Origin of the sequence: Desulfotruncus alcoholivorax DSM 16058 (genome assembly GCF_000430885.1) — a bacterium.
In the GTDB taxonomy this organism is placed as follows: domain Bacteria; phylum Bacillota; class Desulfotomaculia; order Desulfotomaculales; family Desulfallaceae; genus Desulfotruncus; species Desulfotruncus alcoholivorax.
This window is the reverse complement of the sequence record NZ_AUMW01000001.1, coordinates 163,704-189,056: the sequence shown is the minus strand read 5'-3', so window position 1 is coordinate 189,056 and position 25,353 is coordinate 163,704. Positions and strand designations below refer to the sequence as shown.

Here is a 25,353-nt window from a genome sequence, read left to right as displayed (position 1 = left end):
TTTGACCAGAGTAGCGGCGGTAATTCCGGCCTTTAACGAAGCGAAGTATATAACTGATACTGTGACGTCGCTGGCGTCAATACCGGAAATCAATGAGATTGTCGTTGTTAATGACTGTTCCGGCGACGAAACTGCTGAACTTGCCGGGGCGGCCGGGGCCAGGGTTATTAACCTCGAACGCAATATGGGCAAGGGCGCGGCATTAAACAAAGGTGTTGCAGCGGTATCAGCTGATATTTATCTCATTTTGGACGGGGATTTAGGTGCTTCTGCCAGCGAGGCCGGGCGTCTTCTCCAGCCTGTGCTTGCAGGGCTGGCTGATATGACGGTGGCCCAGTTTCCACCGGCGCTGCGCAAAGGTGGGTTTGGGTTGGTGAAGGGCTTAGCCCGTTTGGGTATTAAATTAAATACCGGGTTGGAGATGAAAAGCCCTCTTTCCGGGCAGCGCGCCATGACCCGCAAAGTACTGGAAAGGGTCATTCCCTTTGCATCTGGTTACGGGGTGGAAGTTGGTTTAACTATTCGAACTGCCAGGGCCGGCTTTAGAGTCCTGGAGGTTCCTTGTGCCATGACGCACGCAGAAACGGGGCGTGACTTAAAAGGATTCCTGCACAGGGGAAGACAGTTTTGGCACATCATCCTTGTTTTAGCCAGGATTATGTCTTTTAAGAAGCCTGTTTTGAGGTGAAATTGTGAACTGGCTACCGGAGACACTTTTTTTGCCAGTGGCGTTACTTGTATCTTTCTGTGTTACTTATGCTATCAGGGAAAGGTTACTGTGCATGATAACAGCGGCCGGTTTTGTCCGCCCTAATTATCGAGGCGAAGCAATACCTCTTGGAGCGGGTATTATTTTTTTTGTTTCTGCGTTGATAACAGTGGCGTTGCTGGATTTATTCCGGCCCGAAAGCCCGCGCAGCCTGGCTCCCCTTTTTTTATTTTCCATTGGCGGTGCAACTTGCCTTGGCTTGATTGACGATTTTTGGGGGACCAGGGACGCAACAGGCTTAACCGGCCACTTTAAAGCCCTTTGGGCCGGGCGCCTGACCACAGGCGCCGTTAAAGCAATCGGCGGTGGTTTAATCGCGATTATAGTGGGAGTACAACTATATCCCGGCAATTGGGCTAGAATCATAGACAGTTCTTTAATCATAGCTCTTTCGGTTAATCTGGTGAACTTATTCGATTTGCGCCCCGGGCGGGCGGGCAAAATATTTATTTTGGCCTGTGCCGTTATCCTGCCGCCGGCACTGGGCAGGCCGGAAGCAGTAATGATGGTGATTATCCTGGGCAGTGTGCTGGCCTATTTGGGGGCGGACCTCAAGGCCCGGGCCATGATGGGGGACGCCGGCTCCAATACCCTGGGCATGGTTGTGGGCGTTACTGCCGCAGCAGCGCTGGATGGCTATTTTAGAATCGCGTATTTGGCGTTGCTTGTTTTAATCCATATTATTACCGAAAAATATTCCTTAACGAGCATCATCTCGGGTAACGTGTTGCTCAACTACCTGGATATGCTGGGGCGGGAGAAGGATTAGGGAAACAGATGTCGAAATTAAGTGAAAGAATAACGATTTTTACCGGGAACATAGGCAGCGGGAAGACTGAGCTGGCCATTAATTACGCCTTGCGGCTTAAACAAGAGCATGACCGGGTGGGCATAGTGGACCTCGATATAGTGAACCCCTATTTCAGGACCAGGGTATTCAGGGATTACCTGGAGCAAAACGGACTTAAAGTGGTGGCCCCGGCGGGTGAGCTGGCGGGTGCCGATGTTCCGGCCCTTCCTGCTGCGATTCTGGGCATTCTGGAAGATGAGGGGATCAAGGGCGTTTTTGATGTGGGCGGCGACGACATCGGCGCCACTGCCCTGGGAAGATTTAAACCCCTTCTGCCTGAAGGCTCTTATGGCATGTTTTTTGTTGTCAATACCTGCCGCCCTTTTACCAGGACTGTGGAAGGCATTATGCAAGTGCTGAAAGCGGTGGAAAAGGCATCGCGCCTGAAAGTCACCGGCTTGGTCAGCAACACCAACCTGGGATCCGGTACTGACATTGCCACAATCGAGACCGGCCATAATATCGTGACAGAGGCTGCAAGCAGGCTTAACGTGCCTGTTACTTTTATGGCAGTCAGAAATGAGCTCGCTGCAGAACTGGCCCAAAGGTTTCCGCAGGAAAATTTGTTCCCGCTTAACCTGCATGTACTTCCCCCGTGGCTGAGGGGTTAGTTCAAATAAAGCTTTTATCCAACTGTATAACTTGTTAAAGGAGGTATCGCCTTGGCGCGAGCGCAAGTAACTTTCCGCGAAGATCGTTGCAAGGGATGTAAATTATGTGCTTCAGTTTGTCCCAAGCAAATTATCAAAATGTCGGATCACATTAATGTTATGGGATTTCACCCGGCGATGATAGAGGATCAGGAGAAATGCACCGGCTGCGCACTTTGTGCCGTTATGTGCCCGGATCTGGTTATCGAAGTGGCAAGGGAGGAAAAAAAAGTTGGCTAAAATTTTGATGAAAGGCAATGAAGCCATCGGTGAGGGAGCCGTAAGGGCCGGTTGCCGTTATTTTTTCGGTTACCCCATAACTCCCCAGAGCGAATTGCCTCATTACCTGGCTAAAAGAATGCCGGAAGTCGGAGGAACTTACCTGCAGTCCGAAAGCGAAACCGCCGCTGCCAATATGGTGTTTGGCGCTGCCGGAGCCGGGGCCCGGGTTATGACCTCATCTTCGGGACCGGGAATCAGCCTGATGCAGGAGGGAATATCTTACATTGCCGGTGCCGAGCTGCCCTGTGTTATTGTTAATATGATCCGGGGGGGCCCCGGCCTGGGTAATATTGCCCCGGCCCAGTCCGACTACTTCCAGGCCGTCAAAGGCGGTGGACATGGGGATTACAGATTGATCTGTCTGGCCCCGGCTTCCGTACAGGAAATTATAGACCTGATGCAGGATGCCTTCGACCTTGCGGATAAATACCGCAACCCCGTCATGCTGCTGGCCGACGGTGTTCTGGGACAAATGATGGAGCCGGTTGAACTGGGCGAGGAAAAGGAAATTACCGTACCGGACCGCCCCTGGGCCGCAACCGGTCGTAAAAAAGGCGGACCTAAACGGTTAATTAATTCACTATATATCGTTCCGGAAGAATGCGAAAAGCATAATCTTAAATTAGGTGAAAAGTATGCCATTATAGCCCGCGAAGAACAGCGGTGGGAGGAATACCGGCTGGACGATGCTAAAATGGTGGTCGTGGCGTTCGGCACCTGTGCCAGGATATGCAAAGCGGCGGTTGACAGCGCCAGGGCAGAAGGCATGGCGGTGGGACTGATCAGGCCTATTACTGTTTGGCCGTTCCCCAATGACGTTTTTGCCGGGGTTAAGGAAACAGCAAATAATTTTTTGGTTGTGGAAATGAACATGGGTCAGATGATTGAGGACGTGCGCCTTGCTGTCAGCGATGCCAGGCCGGTGCATTTTTACGGCCGGGTGGGCGGTATGCTGCCGGTGGCCAGGGATGTACTCAACGAAATAAGAAAACTTTACGATGGGGGTGCAGCAAAATGAAAACAGTTTTTACCAGACCGGAATCGTTAACAGACATGCCGATGCATTACTGCCCCGGCTGCACCCACGGCATTGTGCACAGGCTGGTAGCTGAAATAATTGACGAAATGGACGTCTATGAGCGGGCGCTGGGTGTGGCCCCGGTCGGATGTTCCGTATTTATATATAATTACATGGACATTGACATGTACCAGGCGGCCCACGGAAGGGCGCCCGCGGTGGCAACAGGGATAAAAAGAGTTCTGCCGGACCGGTTGGTATTTACCTACCAGGGGGACGGGGACGCGGCGGCCATTGGTACCGGTGAACTGGTGCACGCTGCCGCCAGGGGAGAAAAAATAACCGTTATCTTCATTAACAATGCCGTTTACGCCATGACCGGCGGCCAGATGGCGCCCACCACCTTACTGGGCCAGAAAACCACCACCACACCCTTTGGGCGTGACGCGGCAGCCAACGGTATGCCGGTTAAGGTATGCGAAATGCTGGCCCCGTTGGACGGCAGCGCCTACCTGGCCAGAGTGGCGGTGAATAACCCCAAGAATGTGCTGGCGGCTAAAAAAGCCATCCGGAAAGCGTTTGATGTTCAGATGAGCGGAGCCGGTTTTACCATGGTGGAGGTGCTCAGCGCCTGCCCCACCAACTGGGGTTTATCGCCCCTTGAAGCGCTTAAATGGCTGGAAGAAAAAATGATTCCCTATTACCCGCTGGGTGAATACAAAACTCCGGCAACGGAGGTGCAACCATAATGTTTCAAGGCATTTTAATCGCCGGTTTCGGTGGACAGGGTGTGCTCTCTATGGGGCAGCTGCTGGCTTATGCCGGAATGAAAGAAAACAAGCACGTGGCCTGGATTCCCTCGTACGGCCCGGAAATGCGCGGCGGCACAGCCAACTGCGGGGTTACAATTTCCGACCAGCCCATCAGCTCGCCGGTGGTTAGTGAGCCAACAGTCCTTATAGCCATGAACAGGCCGTCTTTAGAAAAATTTGAGCCCGCGGTAGTCCCCGGCGGCCTGATACTGGTCAACAGCTCGCTCATAAATATTAAAACCAAGCGCACGGATGTGCGCACGGTTTACGTGCCCGCCAATGACCTGGCCGAAGAACTGGGCAACGGCAAAGTGGCCAATAATATTATCCTTGGTGTTTTGTTGGAGCTGACCGGCGTGGTATCTACCGATTCCGTACTGGAGGCGTTGAAGGACGTGCTGCCCCCCAAGCGGCATAACTTAATTCCAATTAATCGTGACGCGCTGGAAAAGGGCAGAGAACTGGCCATTAACGAAAGGTAACTACTCAGAAGTCAGGAGTCAGAATGAAAGAACGGTTTATCGTTTCTTGGTATTCTGAATTCTGACTACTGAATTCTGAATACCATAAAATAACCGCCATCCTTGTTTTACAGTAAGGGAATTGGCGGTTATTATATTAATAAAGAAGTACAATAGAGGAGTCAGAAGTCAGTAGTCAGGAGTCAGAGAACGGTTTATCATCTCATAATATTCTGAATACCTGAAAAAAATTACAGGGTGGTGTTCGTTTGATTAACAAGGAACGATTGGTGGCTGAATTTATGGAATTGGTGCAGGTGGGCAGTGAGAGCGGCAGGGAGGGGCGGATGGCCGCACTGCTTAAAGAAAAACTTGCAGCTCTGGGCTTTGGGGTAACGATAGATGAAGCAGCAAAGGAAATAGGCACTGAAACAGGCAACATCATTGCCAAATTAAAAGGGAACGTTGAAGCACAGCCGGTTTTATTTTGCGCTCATATGGATACGGTGACTCCTGGCATGGGAATCAAACCGGTTGAAGAAAGCGGGATTATCCGCTCCGCCGGCGATACTGTGTTGGGCTCCGATGACAAGGCGGGAATTGCTGCTATCCTGGAAGCGGTACGGGTGTTGAAAGAGCAAGAGATTCCATACGGAGACCTGGAGTTGGTGTTTACCGTGTGTGAGGAAACCGGTCTTTCCGGAGCCAAAGCGCTGGATTATTCAAGGCTTACAGCAAAGATGGGATTTGTGCTGGATTCGGATGGCCAAGCCGGCACTATTGTTAACCAGGGCCCGTCGCAGGATAAAATTGTGGCTGAAATGTTCGGGCGGGCGGCCCATGCGGGAATTAATCCGGAAGACGGGATCAATGCGATCCAGGTTGCCTCCAGGGCAGTGGCGGCAATGGCACTTGGTAGAATAGATGAAGAAACCACCGCCAATTTAGGTATCATCACCGGTGGTAAAGCAGTTAACATAGTTCCGGACAGGGTAACGCTGCAGGGGGAAACCAGGAGCCTGAACGAACAAAAAAGGATCAATCAAACCGGAGCTATCTGTGATGCGCTGGAAAAAGCCGCGCGTGATGCGGGAACAAAGGTGCAGATTAATGTTGAAACAATTTACCCGGCCATGTTTGTGCCGGAAAGCGAACCGGTTGTGCGGCTGGCTCAAAAAGCCGCGGTAAAAATCGGGTTAAAGCCCGAGATTAAGAGCACCGGCGGCGGCAGTGACACCCATATTTTGAATCAACACGGTATCCCTTCCGTAAACCTGGGCATCGCCATGAAAAAGGTTCATACTACCGAGGAATATATAGCGGTTGAAGACCTGGTTAAAGATGCGGAATATGTTCTGGCTATCATTAAGGAAGCGGCGGAAAAGGGGCTTTTATGTGATCAGGATTAAGCGGGGGATAGTCCAAAAAATAATATCACGGCGTCCTGGAATGACATTTGTTTTAGTGGAAATACCCGGTGAAAGCCCGGGCAGGGCCTATAATTATGACGCTGTAACCGGGCCGGTGGCGGAGGGCGACGAGGTACTGCTTAATACGACGGCTGTGGCCAAGAATTTGGGCACCGGCGGCTCACATTTTGTAATGGCCAACATAACTTCCCCGGAAAAAGAAATGCTTGAGGCCGGCCACATTATGAAACTGCGCTACAGCCCGGGGCAGGTTAAAGTGCTGGCTGCCGAAGAACCCGAAAGCCATGTATCGGATATGGTCAACCAGATAGAATCACTGTCCGGCTTACCCGTGGTGATCGGGACCTTGCACAGCATGGTTGCCCCTGCCGCCGCCGGGATCAAGGCGGCTCTGGGCATGGAGTCGAGGGTGGTTTATATTATGACGGACGGGGCGGCGCTGCCTCTGTGGCTGAGCGATCTGGTTTATGAGCTTAATCAAAAGGGTTTAATTGATGCCACAATAACTTGCGGGCACGCCTTTGGCGGTGACTGGGAGACCATCAATATTTATACAGCACTGCAGGCGGCCGTGGCTGCCGCTAAAGCCGATGCGGTGATTGTGGCCATGGGCCCGGGTATAGTCGGCTCGGCGTCAAAATACGGGTTTACGGGAGTTGAACAGGGGGAAATAATTAATGCCGTAAATATACTGGCTGGTGAACCCGTTGCCATCCCCCGGATCAGCTTTGCCGACCGGCGTGAGCGACACCGGGGAATCAGCCACCATACAATTACGGCACTTGGTACCATTGCACTAACCAAAAGCACCCTGGTATTCCCCCGGTTACCTGATCATCTTGCGTCGATTATACGGGAGCAGGTAAAGGCGGCCCGGCTGGCTGAAAAACACCGGCTGGTAATGGAGGAAGGCACTCCCGCGCTGGATTTGCTGCAACAACTAGGGGTTAATGTCAAGTCAATGGGCCGGACCGTCAAAGACGACCCGGCATTTTTCCTGGCTGCAGGCGCCGCCGGCATCCATGCCGGAAAAATGGCGGAAAAAAGGAGAGACCATACCTGGAGGATGGCCCCGGAGCAATGAAAAAATATGCCGAAAGGCACAGGTACCAGACCAACTCCCTAGTGCAAAGAGGAGCTTAGAAAGTCCTTTACGGTCATTTGAGATTGGGACCAGCCCCGTAAAAGTTTTTGCAAATCACCCATTTTGCCGCAGTAACAAAAACAATTTCTGGAGATGCGAATACGCATAATTACACCAACCTTCAACCAATATATACCAAACATTATGCGGTTAACCATTAATATATTCCGGAGGAACTCGCATGAAAATTAAAACAGTCAAGCTGGGCATTAATGCCAGCGGTGCGGCGGAGGCGGCCAGGAACGGTGATGTGGTGGTGATCGTTGATGTGATCGATATGTCCACCACGCTGGAAGCCGCCCTGGATGCCGGCGCCCTGGCTGTATTCGGTGCGGCGCCGGATGCCGCAGCACCCCCTGTGACGATTGACCCGGAAGGGATAGGCCTGCTGGCGGGCCGTCTGGCCAAGGAAAAGGGGGTCGAGGTGATCCTGATAGCCGAGCCCAGGGTGGGTACGGACGAGCAAAGATTAAGCGGAATAACCAGGCTGTGCTGCGGTCTGGACAAAACCGGAGCCAGAGTAGGTTCCATATTGCCTAATGTTGGGGCCGAAACCGTCAAACTTTGCGATTTCCGCAATAAGGTGGCTATTGCTGCAACTTCTACGGGCGGCGTAGCCTATGACGCTGCTGTGCACGCCGGAGCACCGGTTGTTCTTACAGGCACCGTAGCCAGGACAATGGCTAAAAAAGGCACTGCACCGGCCAGGGCGGCGGCGTCCCGGGCAATTAAATTCGCCAATTCGCTAAACGCCGGTATAACGGTTGTCGCGGCCAGTGGTAACTCCATGGAAGATATCCTGGCCGCTGAGTACATAACCAGGGCTATTTGGGAAGAATATCAGCGACCGGCCTGACATATAAATTACCAATAAAGCCTTGGACAGGTTGTAAGGGGGAACGGCGATATGAACTATCTGAGCCGGATTTGGACCGCCTCCCTTAAAAAAAGCTGGCCGTTGTATCTCATTGTAATTATAGTTTTTAGTGTGGGAATTTTATTTGGTTCTCTGGGCGCCAATACGCTTCAAGAGAACCAGGCCCAGGAGTTGCATCAATACCTGCAGTCCTTTTTATCCCAGGCGGCTGAACTGGATATTAACCAGGGGCAGGTTGCCAGAGGAGCTTTACACGACAATATCGTTGTAGGCGTTGTTATGTACGTCCTGGGGTTGACGATAATCTGCCTCCCCCTGGTTTTGGCGTATATTTTTATTCGAGGTTTCATACTGGGCTTTAGCATCGGTTTTTTAACTTTGGATCACGAACTGCACGGATTCCTGGTGATATTAATATCTATGCTTCCTCACAATATATTTTTCATCCCGGCAATGATTATCGGCGGAACGGCTTCGCTTTCTTTTTCCATATTGTTAATTAAAAGGTTTTTTAATTCTAGAACAAAAATATGGCCGGCTTTTTTAAGTTATTCTTTGGTTATGACGGGCGTATTGGCTGCTTTTGTTCTGGCGGCTCTTACCGAAGCCTACATTACTCCTGGTTTTGCTAAATATTCAGCCTCACTGTTGGCCGGCTGGTAAATTTTTGGCATAGTGTGCAAGGAGGCAGGGATATGTTTTTTATTGTCATATCCAGGATTAAAGATAAAGTCATGCTTTTAATGAGAATTATTATAATTCTTTGCATTTTGCTTTTACTCTCTGTTCAACTCTACAGTGTTATTAGGAAAGGGGACACACCAGCTAAGCAGATACCGTTGGTTAAAAGCAACGAGCGGAGAACGCCGGCGCCGCTAGTTAACCCGGGCTTTTTTATTACTTGCAGAGGAAAGATCCCGGGTAATGTTGAAATTAAAAGTAAAGCCGGGGGTTGAAAACAATGGAAAAACAGATTTTAATATTTTTAGATTACCTTGCAGTCGAGCGGGGTTTAGCTAAAAATACTATAGAATCGTATCAATTTGACCTGAAACAATTCAGAACCTTTTGCGCTAATCGCCAGGTGCTTACTGCCGGCCGGATTGACAGGGTGCTGGTATTAAACTATTTGCTGGAACTAAAAAGGCTGGGCCGTTCTTCTGCCACTATAGCCCGTCATATGGCTGCTTTAAAAATGTTTTGTAGGTTCCTGCTGGACGAGGGTTTACTTGCCAGGGACCCTACCGCTAATTTGGAGTCCCCCGGTTCCGGAAAAAAATTACCCGGCGTAATTGGCCAGTCCGAGGTGGAGTTGCTGTTGGAACAGCCCCGCATTGGCAATCCCGCCGGCCTAAGGGACAAGGCCATGCTTGAATTAATGTACGCCACCGGAATGCGCGTTTCAGAATTGGTTTCTTTGGATGTTGAACATGTTGATCTTGAGTCCGGCTATGTCCGCTGTACCGGTAAAGGTTCCAAGGAGCGGATTATACCGGTAGGGTCGATAGCAAAAAATTTCTTAACGGAATACCTGGGCAGGGGAAGGGCCAAAATAACGGCAAACCGTGCCGAAAGCGCCCTTTTTTTGAATATGCGGGGGCAGAGATTAAGCAGGCAGGGGTTTTGGAAAATAATTAAAAAGTATGCCCGTAAAGCGGGAATCAGGGAAATTACGCCCCATACCCTGCGGCATTCTTTTGCCACCCATTTGCTGGAAAACGGAGCCGATCTGAGGTCGGTGCAAGAAATGTTGGGGCACGCGGATATAACAACCACGCAGATATATACTCACCTAACCGGTACCAGGTTAAGGGAAGTGTTTAACAAATCGCACCCCAGGGCTCTACGAAGAGTTGAAGGGTAACAGTTGGAGGGTTTGGATATGTCATCTGAGAAAAAAGTGCTGCTTATCGTACTGGACAGCGCCGGTATTGGATATCTTCCGGATGCGGACAAGTACGGTGATGTGGGCAGCAATACGCTTGGTAACTGTTCTAGGGCGGTAGGGGGCTTAAATATGCCCAACCTGGGGACAATGGGTCTGGGTTTATTGACTGATATTGCAGGCGTTCCTCCTGTTGACCACCCGGAAGCCTGCTATGGTAAGATGGCTGAACGCTCACCCGGTAAAGATACCACCACGGGACACTGGGAAATGTCCGGAATTATACTGGACCACCCCTTTCCTGTATACCCTGATGGATTTCCCCCGGAAATAATTGAGCCGTTTAAGGAACAAATCGGCAGAGATATACTTGGAAATAAAGCAGCCTCGGGAACGGCTATAATTGATGAACTTGGCCCATTGCACATGCAAACTGCAAAACCCATAGTTTACACTTCCGCCGACAGTGTCTTTCAAATCGCTGCCCATGAAGAAGTGATACCGCTGGAGGAACTTTACCGGATGTGCAGAGTCGCCAGGGAACTGCTGACCGGAAAACACGCTGTGGGCAGGGTAATAGCGCGCCCTTTTACCGGGACTCCCGGAAATTTCAAAAGGACTGCCAACCGTCACGATTTTTCAATCAAACCTCCCGCCAGGACCGTGCTGAACCTTTTAAAGGATAACAATATAGAAGTAGCTGCAGTTGGCAAGATTAATGATATTTTTGCCGGAGAGGGGATAACTGAATCTGTACATACCACCGGCAACATGGACGGTGTCGATAAAACACTGGAGTTGGCCCGAAAACAGTTCAGGGGGCTTATCTTTACCAACCTGGTGGACTTTGACCAGCAGTATGGGCACCGGAATGATTTTCGTGGCTATGCTGCCGCGCTGGAAGAATTTGACCGGCGGCTGCCGGAAATTAAAGCTGCAATGCAGCCCCGGGATGTACTGATAATTACTGCCGATCACGGTTGCGACCCCACCACCGCCAGCACGGATCATTCCAGGGAATACGTTCCGCTATTGGTTTATGGTCAACAATTACGGCATGGAATAAACCTTGGCACCCGTTCAAGTTTCAGTGATATAGCCGCCACAGTAGCAGCATTGTTTGGTTTAACATTTCCGGTGGGCGATTGTTTTTTTGAGGAAATTTCTATTTAAGGGTAACCTGAGTCCTTGTTCATGTCATTGCGAGCGCAGCGAAGCAATCTCCGACCCCAAATCTGCGACCCTGTAGAAGAGGTTTGTTCTCTATCCATGAACAATAGATTGCCACGTCGTTTCACTCCCCTCAATGACATGAACGAACGATTGCTCAGGCAAGGTATTAAGTTTATATTTAAGGTATTGATAAAATAAGGTGATTTATAATGCAAATGTATGATTTAATCTACAAAAAAAGAAACGGCGGGGAACTTACCCGGGAGGAAATAAATTATTTCATTCAGGGGTACACAGCTGGAACCATACCTGATTACCAGGTTTCGGCGCTGATGATGGCGATATATTTTCAGGGCATGACCGGGCAGGAAACCGCTGATTTAACGATGGCCATGGTTAATTCAGGAGAGTTGATCAACCTGGAACAAATACCCGGAACTAAAGTGGACAAGCACAGCACCGGCGGTGTAGGGGATAAAACAACTCTTGTGCTGGCCCCGCTGGTGGCCTCCGCCGGGGTGCCGGTGGCCAAAATGAGCGGGCGTGGCCTGGGCCATACCGGAGGCACAATTGACAAGCTGGAATCAATCCCGGGTTTCAATGTCAACTTGCAGCCGGAAGCTTTTATCAAACAAGTCAGGGAAATTGGTATCGCCCTGATGGCTCAAACAGGTATCATAGCGCCGGCGGACAAAAAACTGTACGCTTTACGCGACGTAACAGCCACGGTGGACAGCATTCCGCTGATCGCTTCCAGCGTGACTTCTAAAAAAATTGCCTCAGGAGCAGACGCTATATTGCTGGATGTAAAATGCGGCAGCGGGGCGTTTATGAAAACCAGACAGGAAGCATCAGCCCTGGCCAAAGCGATGGTTGCCATCGGAAAGATGGTTAACCGCCGCATGGTGGCAGTGGTGACCGATATGGGCCAGCCGCTGGGTTACGCCGTGGGCAACGCCCTTGAGGTTAAAGAGGCCCTGGCTACATTGAAAGGTGAAGGTCCCGCGGATTTAAGGGAATTGTGCCTAACCCTCGGGTCGCACATGCTGGTGCTGGGGGAAGTCGGTCAGGACACCGCAAGCGCCAGAGATCGGCTGGAGGATTTACTCAAGCAAGGCAAAGCCTTGCAAAAATTCCACCAGCTTATTGAAGCCCAGGGTGGCGACGCTTCAGTTATTGATGATCCGGATAAACTGCCGGAGGCGTCGTTTAAATGCTCTGTTACCTCCCCTGAAGAGGGTTTTATTGCTGAAATAGATACAATGCTGGTTGGCAGGGCGGCCATGCTGCTGGGAGCAGGCAGGGCGTCCAAAGATGATCTTATCGATCACGCAGCCGGTATTGTTTTAACTAAAAAACCAGGTGACTTCGTCAAAAAAGGTGAAGAGCTGGCGGTACTGCATACTAACCGGGAAGACGCGCTGGATGCTGTAGCCGAACTTGCTGCACCGGCTTTTAAAATTACGTCAGACAGTCCTGAAAAGCCTCAATTAATTCTGGAAACCATTGGCTGGTAAAACCAGCGACACATACCCGCGGGTATACTTTTTGCCCGCGGGTTTTAACTTGTGCCGCATAACTTTCATTATCCTCCACATAATATTTTGAGCCGATAAAAACAGGGAGGAATGTCGATGAAGCGCAGGTACTTCTTTTTGATTAATATTATGCTGTTGTTCCTTGTGTTAGTTGTAGCGGGGACGGCGCTGGCAGCGACTGAGCAAAAGCCCTCCGGGGCCGGACTGGAGACCACGGCGGAATCTGCGGTGTTGATGGATGCTTACAGCGGCAAAATACTATGGTCAAAAGAACCGGACAAAGAACTGCCAATGGCCAGTGTAACCAAGCTAATGACAATGCTGCTGGCGTGCGAAGCACTGGAGCAGGGAAAAATAAGTCTTGAAGATAAGGTAACCGTCTCGGAAAACGCATGGAAAATGGGCGGCTCGCAAATCTACCTGGAGCCCGGTGAGGAAATGAGTATGAAAGACATGCTCATCTCAGTTGCCGTGGGGTCAGCCAACGATGCCAGCGTTGCTATAGCTGAGCATATTGCCGGTTCGGTTGAATCCTTTGTAGAAATGATGAATGCTAAAGCCAAAGAACTTGGCTGCAATCATACCAAATTTGCCAACCCTACCGGCCTGCCGGCCGAGGGGCACTATACCTCCGCCAGAGATATGGCGGTGATACTGCGAGAAGCATTGAAATACCCGCAATTTAGAAAAGTTTCTTCTATATATCGCTATGACCTGCGGGGCGGTGATTTTGTCCTGTGGAATACCAATAAGCTTTTAAAGTGGTATCGCGGGGTCGATGCAGGCAAAACCGGCTGGACGAACGAAGCCAAGTACTGCCTGGCCTCAACGGCCAAAAGGGACGGTTTAAGATTAATCTCGGTTGTGTTGGGTACACCCGAGCCAAGAAGCCATTTCAGAGAAACGATAAAAATCTTTAATTACGGCTTTGCACGCTACGAATCTGTTAATTTTGCTGAAAAGGGTGATAAGCTGGACACTGTAAAAGTTGACAAAGGCGTCATTGACCGGGTCGGTGTAGTTGCAGGTGAAGAAATTGCCGTGGCTGTACCTAAAGGACAAAAGAAAAAAATCCGCGGCGATAAGAACATATCGGAGGGAGTCGAGGCCCCGGTGAAAAAAGGTCAAAAAGTTGGCGAGTTTGTAGTTACACTCGATGGCCGGGAGATCCAAAAATTCCCGCTGCTGGCCCAGACCGGCGTCAACAAAGCCTCCGTTTTACAACAGATGTATAAAGTTATGAACAAAGTTTTTGCAGTAAAATAAAATGAGGTCAAAAGGGGCTTTTTACTTAGCTGTAAATTGTCCCTTATTATTTTGTAATAACCCCCCATACCGCTGGCGAAAGTTTTGAGCGCAGCGGGGAACACCGTCCTTTTAGTAAAATTTTTTTAGGATTGTTTGCATCCAAATGGTTAGTATGGTAAAATCTAACAAATAAGTCAAGAGGTGAGCTGGAAGTGAACTATTCCATTAAAAAGGATAAAAACTGCCTGCTGGTAGCTATTTTTGGCGAGATTGATATAAGTATAACTGATTCGTTACGTGAAGATATCGACCGGGCACTGGACAATTACGGTTCGGGACAACTTGTTTTTGATCTTGGCGGAGTGGATTTTATAGATAGTTCGGGCCTGGGCGTTATTTTGGGCAGATATAAAAAAGTGGCGGGTAAAGGCGGAAAGGTTTTTCTTGCCGGGGCCAAGCCCCAGGTTAAAAAAGTGCTGGAATTATCGGGATTGTTTAACCTGATGGAGGAATATAGTACGGCCGCCGAGGTAATTGACAAAATATCTTAGCTCGTTCTTTAATTATTTACGAAGCTACATTGCTTTAGTCCATATCTTAGCGAGGAGTGAAACGACGTGGCAACTTCGCTACGCTCGCAATGACAGTTCTATAATGTTTTCTAATTGGTTTCTTAATTTAAGGGGGCAGATAGATATGAATAAGGCGGTAATTGAATTTTCCAGCCGGGCAGAAAACGTTTCCTTTGCCAGGGTGGCGGTTGCGGCATTTGTTTCCCAGTTGGATTTTACTTTGTCTGAATTAGAGGAGCTGAAGGTAGCAGTATCCGAGGCTGTGACTAACGCGATTGTGCATGGTTACGGCAATGATCCCGAACAAATCGTCAGGCTGGAAATCCGTGTTGCTGAAAACTACCTGGAAATAGAGACGATTGATACAGGCAGAGGGATAGATGATATTGCCAAAGCCTTAGAGCCGGCCTATTCCACCGATCCTGAGAGAATGGGCCTGGGATTTGCTTTTATGCAGTCATTTATGGACAAGCTGGATGTAATATCGGAGCAGGGACGGGGGACCAGGGTAAAAATGGTTAGGAAAGTGAGGGCTCCCGGCCGGGCAGCGGTGCGCGAGCATTAGGGAGGGCGTCCATGAGCAGTAGGTTGATTGAAATGAACTTGCCTCGCTTTCCATTGCTAAAAGATGAGGAGATGAAACAATTATTGGCCAAAGCCCAGGCAGGGGACGCCCAGGCCAGGGAGCGGCTGGTAAATTGCAACTTGAAACTGGTGTTCAACCTGGTCAAAAGGTTTCAAAACCGTGGCTATGAGCTGGAAGATCTTTTCCAAATTGGCTGCATTGGCTTAATGAAAGCAATTGACAAGTTTGATTTATCCTATAACGTTCGCTTTTCAACTTACGCCGTTCCAATGATTGTTGGTGAAATCAGACGATTTTTAAGGGACGATAATCCGATCAAAGTAAGCCGTTCGATTAAAGAAACAGCCTATAAAGTTCAGCAGTCCCGGGAGATGCTGGTATCCAAGTTTGGCAGGGAGCCAACTATATCTGAAATAGCCGAAGAATTGGACGTGTCCCGCGAAGAGGTAATAACTGCCCTGGAAGCTGTTCAGTCTCCTGCTTCAATTTATGAAACTCTTCACCAGGACGACGGAGACCCGATTTATTTGCTGGACCAACTGGGTGAAGGCGATGGTAATGATATTAACTGGCTTGATAGCATTGCGGTTAAAGAAGTACTGAAGCAGCTTCCGGACAGGGACAGGTTAATTTTACTTTGGCGCTTTTTTGGCGATAAAACGCAGGGTGAAATTGCCGATAAACTTGGTCTTTCTCAGGTGCAGGTTTCGCGCCTGGAGCGCCAGGCGTTGAAAAAGCTGCATCAAATGATGGAAAATGCCAATTAAATTTGGGTTTCCCGAATAACGAATAAAAAAACGCATAAGACAAATAATACAATTGCCGCAAGAATCAAAGTAATCAAAGGAGGAAAAGATCTATGCAGATTAAAGTTATGGAAATGGTAGGGGAATCCAGGGAAGGGTGGCGCAGTGCGGTACAGTCAGCTGTTTCAGAGGCGTCTAGAAGCGTTCAAAATATAGTCGGAGTGGAAGTGGTAAACTTTACAGCCAACGTGGACAATGGGAAGGTTGTGGATTATAGAGCCAACGTAAAAATTGCCCACACCAGTTAAGGACACCGTAAGGTGTCTTTACTTTTCTAGTCGACAAGCAAATGTTTTATAATCAACGTGACTAAATCCCAAGGAGTTTTGCTAGTGAATAAGCCCGTAAATGTCATAGTAGTAACCGATGGCGATATGGTTGCCAAAAAGGCCGTTGAAACGGCAGCCCGTAATATTGGCGCCAGGTGTATATCCGCCTCCGCAGGTAATCCTACGCTACTAAACGGCGAGGACCTGGTTAAATTAATCAAAAAGGCGGCTCATGATCCGGTTGTGGTAATGCTGGATGACAAAGGATACCACGGCCGGGGCCGTGGAGAATCGGCCCTGGCTTATATTGCAGGTCATCCTGACATTAACATTTTAGGGGCTCTGGCAGTTGCTTCCAACACTGTGGAAACAGAAGGGGCGCATGTGGATATATCAGTAGATTGTAACGGCAATTTAATTGACGGTCCTGTGGATAAACTGGGCCGGGTTCATGGCTATAACGACCAAACCATAAATGGCGATACAGTTGAGGTTTTGGATGATCTCAAGCTGCCGGTGGTTGTCGGCATAGGCGATGTGGGCAAAATGGACAGGGCCGACGACTATGCTTTTGGTGCGCCGCTAACTACTAAAGCGCTGCGGGAAATTCTCAAAAGGAGTGGATACGATGGCGCCTGCCGTAATTGAAGATAAAACAAAGCTGAATAAAAGTCTTAAAGTCAACCAGGACCTGCTTGACGAAAAACTTGCTTTTGATAAAAACTTTGATATTGTCAGGCGGGAGATGGAAATTGGCGGCAAAAAGGTGCTCATGGTTTTCGTGGATGCCTTTGCCAACGCCGACCTGATGGTGCAAATTCTTCGCAATTTAACGGAGTTGGACCGGCAGGACCTGTCGGTTGATGCTTTTAAAAAGCTCTTTTACCAGCACATCAATTACGTTGAAGTGGCTCAAACTGAGTACTTGGAGGACCTGATCGAAAAGATGTTATCAGGCCCCCTGGCCCTGCTGGTTGACGGTATTGACCAGGGAATCATGCTGGACGTGCGCACCTATCCGGTACGCAGCCCGGACGAGCCGGACCTGGAGAAGGTGGTTCGAGGTTCAAGAGACGGGTTTACAGAGACCCTTGTTTTCAACACTGCGCTGATCAGAAGGCGTATACGTGATCCCAAATTGCGCATGGAGTATATTCAGGCGGGGAACCGTTCTAAGACGGATATTGTCATTTCCTATATTGAGGATGTTGCCAATGAGGACCTGGTGCAATCCATCAGAGAGAAAATATCAAGCATCAATATTGACGGCCTTCCCATGGCCGAAAAAGCTGTTGAAGAATTAATCGTACCGGGCAGTTACTGGAACCCCTTGCCCCGTGTCCGTTACACGGAAAGGCCGGATGTGGCGGCCATACACCTGCTGGAAGGCCATGTAATTGTTATGGTCGATACCTCACCCAGCGTGATGATTGCGCCTGTTACTTATTTTCATCATTTACAGCATGCGGAGGAATACCGTCAGAGCCCTTCAGTAGGAATATATTTGCGGTGGATCAGGTTTATCGGGGTGGCGGCTTCAATTCTATTGACCCCTTTGTGGCTGCTGGCAGTTTTAAAACCGCAAATATTACCCGATTGGCTAGCCTTTATCGGACCCAATAAAGTAGGTAAAGTACCGGTTTTCGTTCAATTCCTGATTGCGGAAATTGCCGTGGATATGGTGAGAATGGCGACAATCCACACGCCAACGGCGCTGGCCACCGGAGTCAGCATCATCGCCGCATTATTAATAGGGGATATGGCGGTTAGTGTTGGGTTGTTTAACACGGAAGTAATTATGTATACCGCCGCCGTGGTGGTGGGGAATTATTTGACCCCAAGCTATGAACTTAGCCTGGTAAACCGGCTGTTTCGATTATTCCTGCTGGTAATGGTGGGCTTGTTCAAAATACCCGGGATGATCATTGGCTTCATCCTAATGATGGCACTGTTGGTGTTTACCAAATCTTTCGGCATTCCGTACTTCTGGCCGTTGATTCCATTCAACGCCAAAGCATTTTTAAGCATATTGATTCGCAAACCGGTCCCCACGAGCAATATCAGACCTAAAATAGTACACCCGCGTGACGCAGACCGCCAGGGTGTGCCCGTACCGGCCCGCAAGATCGGCAAAAAACAAGGCAAGGGCAATAATGGCGGCAGCGACAATAAACCGTAGGGGCGGACGGAGTCGTCCGCCCTGACACAGCCTCCGGGCTGTTTTTTTTGCTATTGGAGGTCCGTCGTTATAATTTTTCTTCATCAGGAAGTATACCCGGCCTGTTTTTAGTCCATAATAATCTAATGTATTAATGACTATTCAGGTATTCGGAAATCAGTATTCAGAATTCAGCATACTCCAAGAAAAAATTTTCACCTGTTTTTCATTTTGATCTGACTCCTGACTTCTGACTCCTGTACACATGTATTGATGACTTTCCGGAGGTTAAAAATGACAGTAAAAGTTGGCATACCCAGGGCTCTGCTCTACTATTATTTCTATCCCCAATGGCTCTCCTTTTTTCAGCATCTTGACGTTGAGCCGGTTGTTTCCCACAGGACCACCCGCGGGCTGCTTGAAAAGGGGCTGCGCTCAACCGTTGACGAAGCCTGTCTGCCGGTCAAGCTTGCTGTGGGACATGTCCTCGATCTAAAGGACCGGGTTGATTATCTGTTTTTACCACGCCTGGTCAGCATGGCCAGGCGCGAATACATCTGCCCCAAGTTCCTGGGGTTTCCGGACATGGTTCGCAATACAATAGATCATTTGCCGCCGGTAATTGATATTAACCTGGACTTATACCATAAGCGAAGTAATGCCTATAATTTCTTTCAAACCCTGGGAAAAATGTTTACCAAAAATCCCGCCCGCATCTATCTGGCCTACCGCGCTTCGTGCCAGGCACATGGCAATTATTGTAAGGAGTTGGAGTCGGGGGCATTACCGGGCGAGTTAAAAACACTGGCGAACAGCAATGGAAAAAACGGCGGAATGGCTGATATTACTATAGCTGTAATTGGGCATCCCTATAACATTTACGACCGCTTTATTAGTATGGATATGATTAAACGGCTGTTTGAAAGCGGTGTCAACGTAGTGACTGCCGATCACCTGGCCGATAGTGTTATCAGACAGGAAGCAGGTAAGTTGCCCAAACAGCTTTTTTGGACCTTAAACCAGCGCATGATTGGTGCTGCTTATCATTATTTCAACGATCCGGAAATACACGGGCTGATCCACGTGGCTTCATTCGGGTGCGGGCCGGACTCTATGACCGGCGAACTGATAGAAAGATTTGCCCGCAGCAGGTCCACCAAGCCCCTGTTGGTGTTGACCCTGGATGAGCACACCGGCGAGGCCGGCATTGTTACCCGCCTGGAAGCTTTCCTGGATATGGTGCGCTGGCGCCGCAACCTGGCGGATGTGGCAGCCACTTTGTAACAAGTCGGATGCGAGGTGTAATAATTTGATCGTGACCTATCCCCACATGGGCTACATGTGGATATGTGTTAAAGCTATGCTCGAATACCTGGGTGTGGAGGTTGCCCTTCCGCCGCCCACCACCAAAAAAACGCTCCTGCTGGGTGTTAAACACGGGCCGGAGTTTGCCTGTATGCCGTTAAAGCTGAACCTGGGCAATTTTATGGAAGCAGCGGAATTGGGCGCCGATACCATGGTGATGGCCGGGGGCTGCGGTCCCTGCAGGTTTGGCTATTACGCCCAGGTGGAACACGCTATTTTGCAGGATTTGGGTTACCGGTATGATTTAGTTGTGCTTGAACCGCCGGAAAAACACATCGGCGAACTGCTTGGGAAGATAAGGCAGATAACCGGCAACAGGTCCTGGAGGCAAGTCATTAAAGGAATTAATTTCGGATATAAGAAAGCCTGGGCAGTGGACGATTTGGAAAGAATGGCCCATTATACCAGGCCGCGGGAGCTTTTCCACGGCGCAACCGACCGTGCTTTTAAAACCGCGCTGGCTGAAATTGTAGCCGTACGGCAGCCGGAAGAACTTCCAGCAGCCAGAGAGCGGGCTATGGCAATAATGCAAAACGTTGAAATCGATGAACACAGGCAGGTTGTCCGGGTGGGTATTGTAGGTGAAATATATACTTTGCTCGAGCCGTTTGCCAATATGGATATCGAAAAAAAACTTGGGGAAATGGGTGTGGAGGTCGACCGGTCAATTTTTTTAAGCGAGTGGATTAATGATCACCTGTTTATGGGCTTTGGCCGAAACGTCCGCTCCAGCAAGGAGGCCCTGAAAAAGGCCGTTGCTTACTTGGGCCATTTTGTAGGCGGGCATGGCTTGGAAACTGTAGGCAATACAATTTTGTATGCTGAAAAAGGGTATGACGGTGTTTTGCAGGTACTTCCGTTTACTTGTATGCCCGAAATTGTGGCTCAAAGCATTTTGCCCAGGGTTAGTCAAGATCTGGGTATACCGGTGATGACCCTGATTGTCGATGAGCAGTCCGGTGAAGCGGGATTGATAACGAGATTGGAAGCATTTGTGGATTTACTGGCAAGAAAAAAACGGTTCAGGGAGGGACTGGCCTGATTATGTATGGATATCTTGGTATCGATGTGGGTTCGGTCAGCACTAATTTGGTGATGATGGGTGAAGACGGTGCGGTCAAGCACAGTATCTACCTGCGTACCAGGGGAAAACCCATTGAAGCCGTGCAGGCAGGCCTGAAAATGATGAAATCGGCGCTGCCGTCAAAAATTCAAGTAGCGGGAGTGGGTACAACCGGCAGCGGCAGGCACCTGGCCGGGGTGATAACCGGCGCGGACATTATTAAAAATGAAATTACAACCCATGCCATTGCCGCTTCCAACGTGGTTCCCGGCGTCCAAACCATTTTGGAAATCGGCGGCCAGGATTCAAAAATCATCATCTTGCGCAACGGTGTTGTTGCCGACTTTGCCATGAATACCGTTTGTGCCGCCGGGACCGGCTCTTTTCTGGACCAGCAGGCTTTCCGGCTGAATATCGGCATAGAGGAGTTCGGCCCGCTGGCGCTGCAGGCCAGGGTGCCGGTGCGGATTGCCGGGCGCTGTGCGGTTTTTGCCGAGAGTGACATGATCCATAAGCAGCAGATGGGCTATAATGTGGAGGATATTCTGGCGGGGCTGTGCGAGGCCTTGGTGCGCAATTATTTAAACAATGTCGGTAAGGGCAAGGAAATCCTCGGGCCGGTGGTATTTCAGGGCGGGGTGGCGGCTAACGCCGGTATGAAGCGGGCCTTTGAAAAGGCGCTGGAAACGGAAGTCATTATACCACCTTATTTTAATGTTATGGGGGCATTAGGTGCGGCGCTGCTGGCACGTGAGGCGACCTCCCGCAAGAAAACAGATTTTTACGGGTTTGAAGTTGCGGAGAAAGATTTTAAGGCCGGCGGGTTTGCCTGCGATGGCTGCCCCAATATTTGTGAGGTTGTTGAAATAACTGAGTCTGATAGGGTTATCGCCCGCTGGGGTGACCGTTGCGGGCGGTGGAGTGATGTTCTGGAGCAAAAAGAAAAAATTAGTTGAGACATTCTTGCACAAAAATTTTACGTGGTCTACAATGGGTTTATGATTTTTAAACCTGAGTAGAGAGGAGTCTGAGTGGAGATGAGTGATATAAAAATTCTACTCTCCGAAAAAGAAATGCCCGAAAAATGGTACAACATTATGGCGGACATGCCGAATTTGCCAAAACCGCCACTTCACCCTGCCACCAAGGAACCGGTGGGACCACAAGATCTTTCAGCAATATTCCCCATGGAGCTGATCAAGCAGGAGGTAAGCCAGGAACGTTGGATTGAAATACCCGACGAGGTGCGTGAAATCTACAGGCTTTGGCGCCCCACGCCGCTGTGCCGGGCCAGGCGCCTGGAAAAAGCACTGGACACTCCGGCCAAGATTTACTACAAATATGAGGGTGCAAGCCCTCCGGGCAGTCACAAGCTGAACACAGCCGTGCCCCAGGCTTATTACAACAAGCAGGAAGGTATTACCAAGTTAACCACCGAAACCGGCGCGGGCCAGTGGGGTATGGCTTTAAGCCAGGCCTGTAATTTCTTCAATATGGAATGCAAGGTTTACATGGTCAAGGTCAGTTATAACCAAAAACCATATCGCCGGTCGGTGATGCAAATTTTTGGCTCTTCGGTCGTCCCCAGCCCCAGCAATGAAACTGAAGCCGGGCGCAGGGTGCTGGCTGCGGACCCCGATTCGCCGGGCAGCCTGGGAATAGCCATCAGTGAGGCGGTGGAAGTTGCCGCCCAGCGTGACGACACCAATTACGCCCTGGGCAGCGTGTTAAACCACGTGCTGCTACACCAAACTGTGATCGGGCTGGAAGCTAAAGAGCAAATGGCCAAGGCCGGGGAATACCCCGACATCGTGATTGCCTGCTGCGGCGGCGGCAGCAACTTCGGCGGTATGGCCTTCCCCTTTGTTTATGATAAAATTACACGCGGGGCCAAAATCAGGTTGATCGCGGCTGAGCCGTCCGCCTGCCCGACTCTGACCCGGGGACAGTTTGGCTACGACTTTGGCGATGTGGCCGGTCTTACGCCACTTTTGTACATGTATACCCTTGGATCCGAGTTTATGCCTCCGGGCATTCACTCCGGCGGTTTACGTTACCACGGCGACTCGCCGCTGGTAAGCCAGTTGTTGCATGACGGCATAATTGAAGCCACCTCCCTGGGGCAGACAGCTGTTTTTGAAGGTGCGATTTTGTTTGCCAGGTGTGAGGGGATCGTACCTGCGCCTGAATCATCCCATGCCATTCAATGTGCCATTAATGAAGCGCTGGCGGCGCGGGAGGCGGGGGAAGCAAAGACCATCCTGTTTAATTTAAGCGGGCACGGGCTGCTCGACCTTCCTTCTTATGATGCTTATATGGCGGGAAAACTTGAAGACTACCCGCTTCCCGAAGATATTTTAGCCAAGTCCTTAAGCAACCTGCCCAAGATTTAATTAAAGTATTCAGAATTTAAGGAGTCAGAATTCGCCAATGCCCTGAGCCGGTTCTCTCATTCTGACTCCTAAGATGTTACAGATACTGAATCATTACTAAGATTACTTGGCGCTAGAGATTGCTTAGCTGTGAATGCAGTGACAAGCAATACGCTTGCAGACATTCCAGGGTGGTTATACCGCCCTTTTTTTGTATTGCGAGGGTAAGCGACGTGGCAATCTCAACCTCTTTTAAATTGACGAGTGTTAATTGTTTGTGTTAAAATGTGCAAAATATAATAACTATTCTCCAACAGGGGAGAGTAGAGGTGCGGTTTGCATAAGTAATTACCGGTGAGGCCCGGGAATGCGATGACCCGTAATGAAAGGGCGAACCGCCGAAGTCCGGCTAAACCCCGTAGATGCCGGGCTGGGACGGCGTCAAACAGGCGCCGGACTGTCACCCGGCTTATTATTCCGGGTGGAGAGCTATTCACCGAGGAGAGCAAGGAATGCGTTAAAGAACGGTAGCCTTTCGCTCCTTAAAAGAAAGGGGATACACCTCTTCGAGGGATGTCCCCAATTTGGGACGGAGGCTTTTTTATTTGCTGCTGCATAATGATGTTATTGAATGGAGGCATGAAACTGATGAAATTGCAGGGAACGATGAAAATTAATGATCAGGGACACCTTGAAATCGGTGGGTGTGATGCTGTAGATCTGGCCAGGCGTTTCGGCACACCCTTGTATGTTTTGGACGAAAAGCAATTCCGTCAAAATTGCCGCAATTATTACCGGGCGTTTACCGACAAATATGACGGCATCGTTATTTATGCTGGAAAAACGCTGCTGACCCTGGCTATCTGCCATATTATCGCGGATGAAGGATTGAGTCTGGACGTGGTTTCCGGAGGAGAGCTATATACAGCCTGGAAAGCCAGGTTTCCCATGGATCGGGTGTTTTTTCACGGCAACAATAAAACCGAGTCCGAATTAAAAATGGCTCTGGATTTTAAAGTTGGTCGCATCATAGCTGACAATTTACACGAACTGGCAACGTTAAACCGCCTGGCAGGAGAAGCCGGAGCCAAACCCCGCGTGTTATTGCGGCTGACGCCGGGAGTGGAGGCCCACACCCACGAATATATCAGGACAGGACAGGTAGACAGCAAGTTTGGCATGGCAATAGAAAACGGCCAGGCCATGAAAGCTGTAAAAACAGCCCTGGGGCTGGAAAATGTTAAGTTGACCGGGTTCCATTGTCATATTGGTTCTCAGATTTTTGAACTGGAATCCTATGCCCACGCTGCCGAAGTAATGATGTCCTTTGCCAAAGAGGTCAAAGATGAAACCGGTTGGGCTCCCGGTGAAATGAACCTTGGGGGCGGGTTGGGCATTTATTACGCCCCGGGTGATGAGCCGCAGTCAGTGGAAAAATATGCCGATACGGTGGCCCGGGCAGTAAAAGAATTATCTGAAAAACACCACCTGCCCGTGCCCAGGATTATGGTGGAACCAGGCCGGTCCATCAGCGGCCCGGCCGGAACCACCCTTTACACGGTGGGGGCAATTAAAGACATCCCGGGGGTGCGTAAGTATGTGGCTGTGGACGGAGGTATGGGCGACAACCCCAGGCCGGCCATGTATCAGGCCAGGTATGAGGCCATCATCGCCAACCGGGCTGCCGAAGCAGCCGTGGAAAAAGTATCGATTGCCGGCAAGTGCTGCGAATCAGGGGATATGCTCATCTGGGATATCGAATTGCCAACCCTGCAGCCAGGTGACATACTTGCTGTGCCGGCCACCGGTGCGTATAACTACTCCATGTCCATGAATTACAACCGGTTGCCGCGCCCGGCCATGGTGTTGGTGCGGGAAGGAGAAGCAGATGTAATCGTGGCCAGGGAAACCTATGATGATTTACTTAGAAATGACCTGGTTCCCGACCGTTTAAAGAAAAAAGGAACGGTTAAGCTGGCCGAGGCCGGCACTGCATAACCGGCACCACCTAAATGGATTGATTGG

The 25,353-nt window shown here is 49.9% G+C and carries 26 protein-coding genes and 1 riboswitch; all 26 genes read left to right on the top strand.

Annotated features, from left to right (window positions below):
- Position 1: 1 nt before the first annotated feature.
- The 26 genes from H569_RS0101025 to lysA all read left to right on the top strand — a co-directional run bounded on the left by H569_RS0101025 (position 2) and on the right by lysA (position 25,326).
- Positions 2 to 688, top strand: coding sequence for a glycosyltransferase family 2 protein (locus H569_RS0101025; protein ID WP_027363435.1), 687 nt, complete (start codon positions 2 to 4; stop codon positions 686 to 688).
- Between the two features lie 4 nt (positions 689 to 692).
- Positions 693 to 1,538 carry an MraY family glycosyltransferase gene (locus H569_RS0101020; RefSeq protein ID WP_169726436.1) on the top strand — a complete coding sequence of 282 codons (846 nt, stop codon included), beginning with the start codon at positions 693 to 695 and terminating at the stop codon, positions 1,536 to 1,538.
- An 8-nt stretch (positions 1,539 to 1,546) separates the two neighbouring features.
- Complete coding sequence (locus H569_RS0101015; protein ID WP_027363433.1) at positions 1,547 to 2,230, top strand: hypothetical protein; 684 nt, start codon at positions 1,547 to 1,549, stop codon at positions 2,228 to 2,230.
- A 51-nt stretch (positions 2,231 to 2,281) separates the two neighbouring features.
- Entirely contained in the window at positions 2,282 to 2,509 is a 228-nt protein-coding gene (locus H569_RS0101010) for a 4Fe-4S binding protein (protein ID WP_027363432.1), read from the top strand.
- Positions 2,502 to 3,569 (top strand): 3-methyl-2-oxobutanoate dehydrogenase subunit VorB, encoded by a 1,068-nt coding sequence (locus H569_RS0101005; protein ID WP_027363431.1) that lies wholly within the window; start codon positions 2,502 to 2,504, stop codon positions 3,567 to 3,569. The genes H569_RS0101010 and H569_RS0101005 overlap by 8 nt, the downstream gene beginning before the upstream one ends.
- Positions 3,566 to 4,318, top strand: coding sequence for a thiamine pyrophosphate-dependent enzyme (locus H569_RS0101000; RefSeq protein ID WP_027363430.1), 753 nt, complete (start codon positions 3,566 to 3,568; stop codon positions 4,316 to 4,318). Before H569_RS0101005 ends, H569_RS0101000 begins: the two co-directional genes overlap by 4 nt.
- The gene (locus tag H569_RS0100995; protein ID WP_027363429.1) at positions 4,318 to 4,863 is read left to right on the top strand and encodes a 2-oxoacid:acceptor oxidoreductase family protein; all 546 of its coding nucleotides are present in this window, start codon (positions 4,318 to 4,320) and stop codon (positions 4,861 to 4,863) included. Before H569_RS0101000 ends, H569_RS0100995 begins: the two co-directional genes overlap by 1 nt.
- 248 nt (positions 4,864 to 5,111) lie before the next feature.
- Complete coding sequence (locus tag H569_RS0100990; RefSeq protein WP_027363428.1) at positions 5,112 to 6,251, top strand: M20/M25/M40 family metallo-hydrolase; 1,140 nt, start codon at positions 5,112 to 5,114, stop codon at positions 6,249 to 6,251.
- Entirely contained in the window at positions 6,238 to 7,356 is a 1,119-nt protein-coding gene (locus H569_RS18855; RefSeq protein WP_051273097.1) for a DUF3866 family protein, read from the top strand. Before H569_RS0100990 ends, H569_RS18855 begins: the two co-directional genes overlap by 14 nt.
- A 241-nt stretch (positions 7,357 to 7,597) precedes the next feature.
- Positions 7,598 to 8,272 (top strand): hypothetical protein, encoded by a 675-nt coding sequence (locus tag H569_RS0100980; RefSeq protein WP_034629063.1) that lies wholly within the window; start codon positions 7,598 to 7,600, stop codon positions 8,270 to 8,272.
- A 51-nt stretch (positions 8,273 to 8,323) separates the two neighbouring features.
- Entirely contained in the window at positions 8,324 to 8,956 is a 633-nt protein-coding gene (spoIIM, locus tag H569_RS0100975) for a stage II sporulation protein M (RefSeq protein WP_051273095.1), read from the top strand.
- A gap of 298 nt (positions 8,957 to 9,254) precedes the next feature.
- A complete protein-coding gene (gene xerD / locus H569_RS0100965) occupies positions 9,255 to 10,157 on the top strand; it encodes a site-specific tyrosine recombinase XerD (RefSeq protein WP_027363424.1) in 903 nt (300 codons plus the stop codon).
- An 18-nt stretch (positions 10,158 to 10,175) separates the two neighbouring features.
- Positions 10,176 to 11,351, top strand: coding sequence for a phosphopentomutase (locus H569_RS0100960; protein WP_027363423.1), 1,176 nt, complete (start codon positions 10,176 to 10,178; stop codon positions 11,349 to 11,351).
- 209 nt (positions 11,352 to 11,560) lie between these two features.
- Positions 11,561 to 12,868 carry a pyrimidine-nucleoside phosphorylase gene (locus H569_RS0100955; RefSeq protein WP_027363422.1) on the top strand — a complete coding sequence of 436 codons (1,308 nt, stop codon included), beginning with the start codon at positions 11,561 to 11,563 and terminating at the stop codon, positions 12,866 to 12,868.
- A 117-nt stretch (positions 12,869 to 12,985) separates the two neighbouring features.
- Complete coding sequence (locus H569_RS0100950; RefSeq protein WP_027363421.1) at positions 12,986 to 14,155, top strand: D-alanyl-D-alanine carboxypeptidase family protein; 1,170 nt, start codon at positions 12,986 to 12,988, stop codon at positions 14,153 to 14,155.
- 194 nt (positions 14,156 to 14,349) lie between these two features.
- Positions 14,350 to 14,688: an STAS domain-containing protein gene (locus H569_RS0100945; RefSeq protein ID WP_027363420.1), complete on the top strand. Its 339-nt coding sequence runs from the start codon at positions 14,350 to 14,352 to the stop codon at positions 14,686 to 14,688.
- 145 nt (positions 14,689 to 14,833) lie between these two features.
- The gene (spoIIAB, locus tag H569_RS0100940; RefSeq protein ID WP_027363419.1) at positions 14,834 to 15,274 is read left to right on the top strand and encodes an anti-sigma F factor; all 441 of its coding nucleotides are present in this window, start codon (positions 14,834 to 14,836) and stop codon (positions 15,272 to 15,274) included.
- An 11-nt stretch (positions 15,275 to 15,285) separates the two neighbouring features.
- Positions 15,286 to 16,062, top strand: a complete 777-nt coding sequence (sigF, locus tag H569_RS0100935; RefSeq protein ID WP_027363418.1) for an RNA polymerase sporulation sigma factor SigF — start codon at positions 15,286 to 15,288, stop codon at positions 16,060 to 16,062.
- Between the two features lie 92 nt (positions 16,063 to 16,154).
- Positions 16,155 to 16,349, top strand: coding sequence for a dodecin family protein (locus H569_RS0100930; RefSeq protein WP_027363417.1), 195 nt, complete (start codon positions 16,155 to 16,157; stop codon positions 16,347 to 16,349).
- A gap of 84 nt (positions 16,350 to 16,433) precedes the next feature.
- Positions 16,434 to 17,018, top strand: coding sequence for a stage V sporulation protein AE (locus tag H569_RS0100925; protein WP_027363416.1), 585 nt, complete (start codon positions 16,434 to 16,436; stop codon positions 17,016 to 17,018).
- Positions 16,999 to 18,549 (top strand): spore germination protein, encoded by a 1,551-nt coding sequence (locus tag H569_RS0100920; RefSeq protein WP_027363415.1) that lies wholly within the window; start codon positions 16,999 to 17,001, stop codon positions 18,547 to 18,549. The genes H569_RS0100925 and H569_RS0100920 overlap by 20 nt, the downstream gene beginning before the upstream one ends.
- Positions 18,550 to 18,822: 273 nt before the next feature.
- Positions 18,823 to 19,812, top strand: coding sequence for an acyl-CoA dehydratase activase-related protein (locus H569_RS0100915; protein ID WP_027363414.1), 990 nt, complete (start codon positions 18,823 to 18,825; stop codon positions 19,810 to 19,812).
- 25 nt (positions 19,813 to 19,837) lie between these two features.
- Entirely contained in the window at positions 19,838 to 20,935 is a 1,098-nt protein-coding gene (locus H569_RS0100910) for a CoA protein activase (RefSeq protein ID WP_027363413.1), read from the top strand.
- 2 nt (positions 20,936 to 20,937) lie between these two features.
- Positions 20,938 to 21,912: an acyl-CoA dehydratase activase gene (locus H569_RS0100905; RefSeq protein ID WP_027363412.1), complete on the top strand. Its 975-nt coding sequence runs from the start codon at positions 20,938 to 20,940 to the stop codon at positions 21,910 to 21,912.
- Between the two features lie 81 nt (positions 21,913 to 21,993).
- Positions 21,994 to 23,349 (top strand): TrpB-like pyridoxal phosphate-dependent enzyme, encoded by a 1,356-nt coding sequence (locus H569_RS0100900; protein WP_027363411.1) that lies wholly within the window; start codon positions 21,994 to 21,996, stop codon positions 23,347 to 23,349.
- 295 nt (positions 23,350 to 23,644) lie between these two features.
- A riboswitch (Lysine riboswitch) is annotated at positions 23,645 to 23,828 on the top strand.
- A 148-nt stretch (positions 23,829 to 23,976) separates the two neighbouring features.
- Positions 23,977 to 25,326 (top strand): diaminopimelate decarboxylase, encoded by a 1,350-nt coding sequence (gene lysA, locus H569_RS0100895; protein WP_027363410.1) that lies wholly within the window; start codon positions 23,977 to 23,979, stop codon positions 25,324 to 25,326.
- Positions 25,327 to 25,353 lie beyond the last annotated feature (27 nt).